This is a genomic window from Leifsonia sp. 22587 (assembly GCF_052044215.1).
GTDB classification, from domain to species: Bacteria; Actinomycetota; Actinomycetes; order Actinomycetales; family Microbacteriaceae; genus Leifsonia; species Leifsonia shinshuensis_C.
Genome location: NZ_JBQENB010000004.1, coordinates 55,821 through 63,821, shown reverse-complemented (window position 1 = coordinate 63,821; position 8,001 = coordinate 55,821). Strand labels below are relative to the sequence as shown.

Sequence of the window (8,001 nt, the reverse complement as noted above, 5' to 3'; positions counted from 1 at the left end):
GCCCCGCACGACGATCCTCCGCACGGCGCCGCCGGAACCTGGTGACGCTGGCGCTCCTGGCGCCGGCGCTGCTCGGTCTGCTGATCTTCTTCGTCTATCCGCTGATCGCGTCGATCTACTACTCGTTCACGCGCTTCGACCTGATCTCCGCACCCCAGTGGATCGGCCTGCGGAACTACGAGTACCTGTTCACCCAGGACCCGAACGTGTGGCTCGCGACGCTGAACACGCTGTGGTTCGTCGTGATCTGGGTGCCGGTGAAGACGGCGTTCGCACTGCTGATCGCGGGCCTTCTGGCCCGGGCGCGCCGCGCATCCGGGATCTGGCGGACCGTGTTCTACCTGCCCGCCCTCGTGCCGCCGGTGGCGAGCGTGGTGGCCTTCGTGTTCCTGTTCAACCCGGGCACCGGCCCGGTGAACCTGGTGCTGTCCTGGTTCGGCATCCAGGGGCCGCTGTGGTTCAACGACCCCGCCTGGTCGAAACCGTCCCTGGTGCTGCTCGGCATCTGGGTGATGGGCGACATCATGATCATCTTCCTGGCCGCGCTGCTGGATGTGCCGCGCGAACAGTACGAGGCCGCCTCCCTCGACGGGGCGAACGGCCTGCAGAAGGTGCGCTACGTGACGATGCCGTCGATCTCGCCGGTGCTGCTGTTCGCGGCGGTCACGGGGGTGATCGCGGCCATCCAGTACTTCACGGAGGCGGCGGTCGCATCCTCCGTGGCGTCGGGCAAGGCCGTGGTCGGCCAGGGCATCTCGGCCAACCTCGGCTACCCCGGGGGCTCCCTGCTCACCTACACGCAGTGGCTGTACGTCCGCGGCTTCGGCACGTACCAGCTCGGCTACGCCTCGGCGCTCGCGGTGCTGCTGTTCGTGGTCGCCGCCGTCATCCTCGTCCTGCTGCTGCGCCGCTTCAAGGCGTTCACCCCGGAAGGCGCCCAATGACCTCCGCCACCCTCTCCCCCGGCACGACCGCGGCCAGCGCGCCGCCGCCGTCCCGCCGCATCCCGACGCCGCGCTCGTCGCGCGCCCGCCGCATCCTGGCGTGGATCGCCGAGCACGTGGCTCTCGTCGTGCTCGCGGTGCTGTTCATCGCTCCGGTCGTGTTCGTGTTCCTGACGTCGGTGATGTCGAGCGAGCAGACGCTGACGGCGTCGCTCTGGCCGCAGCCGTTCCACTGGGACAACTACGTAAAGGTGTTCACGACCGTGCCGCTCGCGCAGTGGTTCGCGAACTCGGCGATGTACGCGGTGCTCGCGACCGTGTTCATGCTGGTGTCGAGCGTCCCGGCCGCCTACGCGCTGGCGAAGATCCGCTTCCGCGGGTCGGGTGTGCTGTTCACCGTGATCATCATCGCGATGCTGCTGCCGCCGCAGGTGACGGCGATCCCGATCTACGTGCTGTGGTCGCAGCTCGGGCTCACCGGGACGCTGTGGCCGCTCATCCTGCCGAACCTGCTGGGCGACGCGTTCTCGATCTTCCTGCTGCGGCAGTTCTTCCTGACGATCCCGAGCGAGTACTCGGATGCGGCGCGCATCGACGGGAACGGCGAGTTCGGCGTGCTCTGGCGGGTGGTGCTGCCGATGGCGAAGCCGGGCATCGCGGCGACCGCGATCTTCATGTTCTTCGCCTCCTGGAACGACTACTACGGTCCACTGCTGTACACCTCGGAGAATCCGGCCTCGTGGCCCGTCGCGTACGGGCTGGCGTCGTTCCGCGGCGTGCACGGCACCGACTGGGGGCTCACCATGGCGATGACGATGCTGGTCACCGTGCCCGTCGTCCTCATCTTCTTCTTCGCCCAACGCGTCTTCGTGGAGGGCATCACACTCACCGGCGTGAAGGGATAACTCGTGAAACTGACGGTCGTCGGAGGCGGCTCCACCTACACCCCCGAGCTCATCGACGGGTTCGCCCGGCTGCGGGCCGTGCTCCCGATCGAGGAGTTGTGGCTCGTCGACCCCGACCCCGAGCGGCTGCGCCTGGTCGGCGGCATGAGCCAGCGGATGTTCCGCGCCGCCGGGCATCCCGGACGCATCGTCCCGACCCCGGATCTGGTGGCCGGGGTGGCGGATGCGGACGTGGTGCTGCTGCAGCTGCGCGTCGGCGGCCAGGCCGCACGGCACGGGGACGAGACCTGGCCGCACGAGTGCGGCTGCATCGGCCAGGAGACGACGGGCCCCGGCGGGTTCGCGAAGGCGCTGCGGACCGTCCCGGTCGTGCTGCGCGTGGCCGAGGAGGTGCGCAGGCACGCCAAGCCCGACGCCTGGATCGTCGACTTCACCAACCCCGTGGGCATCGTCACCCGAGCGCTGCTGCAGGAGGGCCACCGCGCGGTCGGGCTGTGCAACGTGGCCATCGGCTTCCAGCGCCGGTTCGCCGGGATGCTGGGGCTGGAGCCCGCGCAGGTCGAGCTCGGCCACGTCGGGCTCAACCACCTGACCTGGGAGCGCTCGGTGCTCGTGCGCGACGGCGACGGCACGCGCGATGTCCTGCCCGAGCTGCTGGGCGAGCGTCTGGAGCAGCTGGCCGGCGAGGTCGAGCTGCCCGCCTCCCTGCTCCGGCTGCTCGGCGACGTGCCCAGCTACTACCTGCGCTACTACTACGCGCACGACGAGGTGCTGCGCGAGCAGCGGGATGCGCCGACGCGCGCGGAGGCCGTGCAGCGCGTCGAGCGCGAGCTGCTGGAGCTGTACGGCGACCCGGCGGTCGACACCAAGCCGGAGCAGCTGGCGCAGCGCGGCGGCGCCTTCTATTCGGAGGCGGCCGTCGATCTGATCGCGTCGCTCACCGGCGACCGGGGCGATGTGCAGATCGTGAACCTGCGCAACGACGGCACGCTGCCGTTCCTCCCCGACGACCACGTCATCGAGGTCCCGGCCACGGTCGACGCCCGGGGCGTGACGGCGCGGCCCGTCGACCCGCTGCCGGCCGACCACGCCGCCCTGGTGGCGCACGTCGCCGGCTATGAGCGCCTCGCTCTCGACGCGGCCGTGCACGGCGGCCGTGACCGGGTGCTGCGCGCGATGCTCGCGCATCCACTGGTCGGGCAGTACGACCGGGCGGAGCGGCTCACCGACCTGCTCATCGCGCACAACCGGGAGCACCTGGCATGGGCGCAGTGAGCGGTCGCTCCGAGGGGGCGCCGCTGGTCGTCGCAGTCGACGGCGGCGGTTCGAAGACGGATGCGGTCGCGCTCGAGCTCGACGGCACGGTCGTCGCCGAGGCGCGTGCGGGCACATCGAGCCCGCACGCGATCGGGATGGACGCTGCGGCGGAGCTCGTCTCCGGCCTGATCGGCACCCTGCTCGAACGGACCGGCCCGCGACCCTTGGCCGCCGTCAACCTGTACCTCTCCGGGCTCGACCTCCCGGCCGAGCTCGAGGAGTTCCGGGCAGAGATCGCGCACACGCCATGGGCGGGCGCGACGGTCGAGAACGACCTCTTCGCCCTGCTGCGCGCGGGCACGGGCGAACCCGACGCCGTGGCCGTCGTCTGCGGGACCGGCATCAACTGCATCGGCGTCCGTTCCGACGGCCGGGTGGTGCGCTATCCGTCGCTCGGCACGATCTCCGGCGACTGGGGCGGCGGCTGGCACCTCGGCGAGCGCGCCCTCTGGTATGCGGCGCGGGCGGTGGACGGCCGCGGCGGCCCGACGGAACTCGCCGACGCCGTGCCGGCCGCTCTCGGGCTGGGCAGCGTGCAGGAGGTGATCGAGGCCCTCCACTTCGGCCGCCTTCCGAGCAGCGGCCTCGCACGGCTGGCCCCGACCGTGTTCGCCTGCGCCCGCGACGGCGACGCCGTCGCCCTCGGCCTCGTCGACGAGCAGGCGGAGGAGATCGCCACCATGGCGATCACCACGCTGCGCCGTCTCGACCTGCTCGACCGGCCGGTGCCGGTGGTGCTCGGCGGCGGGGTCATCGGCGGGCGGGACGAGCGGCTGCTCGGCACGATCGAGCGGCTGCTCGCCGAGGGCGCCCCGGCGGCGCGGATGGAGCTGGTCACGGCCGCGCCCATCCTCGGCGCCGCGCTGCTCGCCCTCGAATCGGCGGGCGCCGACCCGTCGGCGGTGGACGCGGCGCGCAGCGCGCTGGAGGGGCGGCCCGCCGCCGTCGTGCCGGTCCCCGGCGCCTGACGGCGGCCCGGGCGGCAACGAGGGGGCGCAACACGCCGTCATGCGCGGCGGATAACGGCGTGTTGCGACCCCTCGATGGACGCGGGCGGTGCGGGCGGACCGGCCGTGGTGGTTCAATAGCCGCACGCAGTACGACCACCTCACCGAACGCGCGCGCATGGTCGAGCAGCAGCTCGCCGCCCGCGGGATCGAGGACCAGCGCGTCCTCGACGCGATGAGACGCGTGCCGCGGCACCTCTTCGTCGAGCCCGCCGCGGCGCCGTACGCCTACGAGGACCACCCGATGCCGATCGGCGAGGGACAGACGATCTCGCAGCCGTACATCGTCGCCCTGATGCTGCAGGCCGCCCGGATCGGGCCGGAGGACGCCGTGCTCGACGTCGGGACGGGCTCCGGGTACGCCGCGGCGGTCGCCGCCGAGCTGGCGCATCGCGTGGTCAGCATCGAGCGGCATCCCGGACTCGCGGTGGAGGCGGCGGCGACGCTGGAGGCGCTCGGCTACCGGGTCGAGGTCGTCACCGGCGACGGGACGCTGGGCTGGCCCGCCCGCGCGCCGTACGACGCGATCGTCGCGGCGGCCACCGGCCCCTCGGTGCCGCCCGCGTGGCCGGCGCAGCTGCGACCCGGCGGACGCATCGTCATGCCGGTCGGGCGGCCGGGGCGCGCCCAGCACCTCGCCGCGTACACGCTGCGGAAGGACGGGGAGCTGCACGAGACTAACCTCGGGGCCGTCGCGTTCGTGCCGCTGATCGGCGACCAGGGGTGGCCCGCGTCCGGCTGACGACGCGACGCGCGCGGCAGTGGGACGGAGCACGAGGCGACGCCACGCGAGGCGCGGCCGGGCCGACGGGGTCAGGCCGCGGCTGGGTCAGGCTGCGACGGGCACGCGCTGGCTCAGGCCGCCCAGCAGGCTCCGGAGCTGCCCGCACGGCGCGGCGACGTCCTCCGGGTGCCACTGCACGGCCAGCACCGGCGCATCCCGGTGCTCCACCGCCTCCACGTGGCCGTCGTGCGACCGTGCCGACACGACGAGTCCCGCGCCGAGCAGGTCGACCGCCTGGTGGTGGGCGCTGCGCACCTCGATCGGCTGCTCGCCGAGCAGCCCGGCGATGCGTGTGCCCGGCTCGGCGTGGGCGGTGTGGGTCGTGAGCACCTGCGGGATGGGCACGCCGCGGTTCACGTGACCGCACTCCTCCCCGAGGTCCTGCACGAGCGTCCCGCCGAGCGCGACGTTCACGATCTGCAGGCCGCGGCAGATACCGAGCAGCGGCGTGCGCCGCACGAGGGCGGCGTGCACGAGCGCGATCTGGGCGGCGTCCGCCGCGGGCAGGTGCCGCGACTCGTTCGGGTAGCCGGTGGGTCCGCCGTAGAAGTCGGGGTGGATGTCCTCCCCGCCGACGATGACGACGGCGTCCGCACGGGCGGTGTCGGCGAGCAGCGCGTCGGCGCCGTGGTCGGCCGCCAGCCGGGTGACCGCCCAGCCCTGCGCCTCCGCCTCGGCGATGACGTTGCCGACCAGCAGCTGGACGTAGTCGTGGTACGCGGGGTCGTGCGAGCGGTCGCGCGTCGCCTCGACGACGGCGAGGGCGGGTGCGTCGGACATGCGCTCCTCCTCTCGGCCGGGTTCCTCCATCCCAGCAGCCCGCCGGGCTGAGCGCACGTGTGCCCGTAACAGGCGGAAACAGTGACAGCGTCCGGGAGCCCGCATAGACTCGGCGGAGTATCAGCCGGACCCGAGAGAGTGGGTGGATGCGCGTGCGACGTCTGCTGACCCGGTCCCTCCTTGCGCTGGGTCTCGTCGTCGCTCCGCTCGCGGGTGCGGCCTCCCCCGCGCTGGCGGCCGAACCGGTGGACCTCGGGCCGAGCCACGTCGTCGACCAGTCGAACGTGCTCAGCGGATCCGAGGAGCAGCGCGTCGCGGACGCCGCGCAGAAGCTGTACGACGACCACCGCATCGACCTCTACGTCGTCTACGTGCCCGAGTTCACCGATCCGACCGAGGCCGCCGACTGGGCGAACGAGACCGCGGCGAAGAACGGACTCGGCCAGCGGGACTACCTGCTCGCGGTGGCGACCGACGGCCGCACCTACTACCTGTCGGGCGACGACGCCGGCCCGGTGAGCGCGGACCAGCTCGACCGCATCGAGCAGGAGGACATCGAGCCGAAGCTGCACGCGAACGACTGGGCGGGCGCGGGTGTCGCCGCGGCCACCGGGCTGGGCGACGCCGTCGGAGGAGGCGGAGGCGGTGGTGGTGGCGGCGCCATCTTCTTCTGGGTGTTCCTGATCGGCGTCGTCATCGTCGGCGTCGTGATCTTCGTGCTGGTGCGCTCGCGCGGTTCGCGCAAGAAGCAGGCCGCCGCAGGTCCGACCACGCCCCAGAGCGAGCTGCAGAGCATCCCGCTGGACGAGCTCGAACGCCGGGCCGGGTCGGCGCTGGTGCAGACGGACGACGCGATCCGCACGAGCGAGGACGAGCTCGGCTTCGCCACCGCGCAGTACGGGGCGGATGCGGTGGTGCCGTTCCAGGGCGCGCTCGACGGCGCGAAGGCGCAGCTGCGCGAAGCCTTCACCCTCAAGCAGCGGCTGGACGACGCGGAACCCGACACGGACGAGCAGCGGCGCGAGTGGAACATCCACATCGTGCAGCTGTGCACCGCCGCCAACCAGGCGCTCGACGCGCAGGCCGACGCGTTCGACGAGCTGCGCGCGCTCGAGAAGCGCATCCCGCAGGCGACCTCCGAGATCCAGACGCAGGCCGCCGCCCTGCGGCAGCGCCTCGCGACCACCCGGGCGACGCTCGACGGTCTCGCCCAGCGCTACACCGAGGCGTCGCTCGCGACGGTGCACGACAACGTCGAGCAGGCGGAGCAGCGCCTCGACTTCACCGACACGGCGCTCGCCGGCGCTGCGCAGAAGGCGACGGCCGGCGACGCAGGAGCCGCGGCGGTCGGCGTGAGAGCGGCCGAGGAGTCGGCGGACCAGGCCGGCCTGCTGCTCGACGCGGTCGACCGGCTCGGCGCGGACCTCGCGGCGGCGCAGCAGTCCCTCGACGGCACGCTCTCCGAGCTGACCAGCGACCTCGCCGAGGCACGCGCGCTGGCGGCGTCGAGCGACCCGGGCGGGACGATCGCCGCGGCGGTCGCCGGCACCGAGGCGACCGTGGACGACGTGAAGGCCAAGCTCGCGGCCGGGCGGGTGAACCCGCTCGAGCTCGCCCAGCGGCTCGACGGCGCCAACCGCTCCATCGACGCGGTGCTCCAGGGCGTCCGGGATGCGCGTGCCCAGGCGCAGCGCGCCCAGTCGGCACTGCAGCAGACCCTGCTCACCGCCAGGGCCCGCGTCTCCGCGTGCGAAGACTTCATCACGGCGCGCCGCGGCGCGGTGGGGCCCGAGGCGCGCACCCGCCTCGCGGAAGCCGGGCGCCTGGTCGTGCAGGCCGAGCAGACGGCGGCCACCGACGCCGTGTCGGCCCTGGCGCTCGCGCAGCGCGCCGCGCAGCTCGCCGACGAGGCGACGCAGCTCGCGCAGCAGGACGTCGGCGGATTCCCGACCGGCGGCGGCATGCCCGGCGGCCTCGGCGACGTGTTCGGCGGCGGCACTTCGCGCGGCGGAGGCGGCGGCGCCATGGGCGCGATCCTCGGCGGCATCCTCATCGACTCGGTGCTGCGCGGCGGCATGGGCGGCGGAGGCGGCGGCTGGGGCGGCGGAGGCGGCTTCGGCGGCGGAGGCTTCGGCGGCGGCGGCGGCGGCTTCAGCGCCGGCAGCTTCGGCGGCGGCGGCACGCGCAGCAGGCGCGGCGGCGGACGGTTCTGACCACCGGAAGACACGGAACGAGCGCCCATCGGGGGCGGGAGCGAAAGGAAG

General features: G+C 73.4%; 7 protein-coding genes. 6 read left to right on the top strand and 1 reads right to left on the bottom strand.

Annotated elements, in window-relative coordinates; all coding sequences use genetic code 11:
• The 5 genes from ACTJI1_RS16045 to ACTJI1_RS16025 form a co-directional block, all read left to right on the top strand.
• Positions 1 to 944: carbohydrate ABC transporter permease (locus ACTJI1_RS16045; RefSeq protein WP_440743442.1), on the top strand; the 944-nt coding region annotated here is incomplete at its 5' end.
• On the top strand, positions 941 to 1,849 hold the full coding sequence (locus ACTJI1_RS16040) for a carbohydrate ABC transporter permease (protein ID WP_440743441.1): 909 nt from the start codon (positions 941 to 943) through the stop codon (positions 1,847 to 1,849). The genes ACTJI1_RS16045 and ACTJI1_RS16040, both read left to right, overlap by 4 nt.
• Before the next feature lie 3 nt (positions 1,850 to 1,852).
• On the top strand, positions 1,853 to 3,124 hold the full coding sequence (locus ACTJI1_RS16035) for a 6-phospho-beta-glucosidase (protein WP_440743440.1): 1,272 nt from the start codon (positions 1,853 to 1,855) through the stop codon (positions 3,122 to 3,124).
• Positions 3,112 to 4,134, top strand: coding sequence for an N-acetylglucosamine kinase (locus ACTJI1_RS16030; RefSeq protein WP_440743439.1), 1,023 nt, complete (start codon positions 3,112 to 3,114; stop codon positions 4,132 to 4,134). The genes ACTJI1_RS16035 and ACTJI1_RS16030 overlap by 13 nt, the downstream gene beginning before the upstream one ends.
• Before the next feature lie 88 nt (positions 4,135 to 4,222).
• The gene (locus tag ACTJI1_RS16025; protein ID WP_440743438.1) at positions 4,223 to 4,915 is read left to right on the top strand and encodes a protein-L-isoaspartate(D-aspartate) O-methyltransferase; all 693 of its coding nucleotides are present in this window, start codon (positions 4,223 to 4,225) and stop codon (positions 4,913 to 4,915) included.
• A gap of 87 nt (positions 4,916 to 5,002) precedes the next feature.
• Here the strand turns inward: ACTJI1_RS16025 and ACTJI1_RS16020 are convergent, their stop codons facing one another.
• Positions 5,003 to 5,737, bottom strand: coding sequence for a gamma-glutamyl-gamma-aminobutyrate hydrolase family protein (locus ACTJI1_RS16020; RefSeq protein WP_310128212.1), 735 nt, complete (start codon positions 5,735 to 5,737; stop codon positions 5,003 to 5,005).
• A gap of 146 nt (positions 5,738 to 5,883) precedes the next feature.
• Here ACTJI1_RS16020 and ACTJI1_RS16015 point away from each other — a divergent pair, with 146 nt between their 5' ends.
• On the top strand, positions 5,884 to 7,950 hold the full coding sequence (locus ACTJI1_RS16015; RefSeq protein ID WP_440743437.1) for a TPM domain-containing protein: 2,067 nt from the start codon (positions 5,884 to 5,886) through the stop codon (positions 7,948 to 7,950).
• Positions 7,951 to 8,001: the final 51 nt, after the last annotated feature.

Coding starts and splice junctions, on each gene's coding strand:
- ACTJI1_RS16040 (WP_440743441.1), top strand. CDS start 941: ATGACCTCCGCCACCCTCTCCCCCGGCACGACCGCGGCCAGCGCGCCG.
- ACTJI1_RS16030 (WP_440743439.1), top strand. CDS start 3,112: ATGGGCGCAGTGAGCGGTCGCTCCGAGGGGGCGCCGCTGGTCGTCGCA.
- ACTJI1_RS16020 (WP_310128212.1), bottom strand. CDS start 5,737: ATGTCCGACGCACCCGCCCTCGCCGTCGTCGAGGCGACGCGCGACCGC.
- ACTJI1_RS16015 (WP_440743437.1), top strand. CDS start 5,884: ATGCGCGTGCGACGTCTGCTGACCCGGTCCCTCCTTGCGCTGGGTCTC.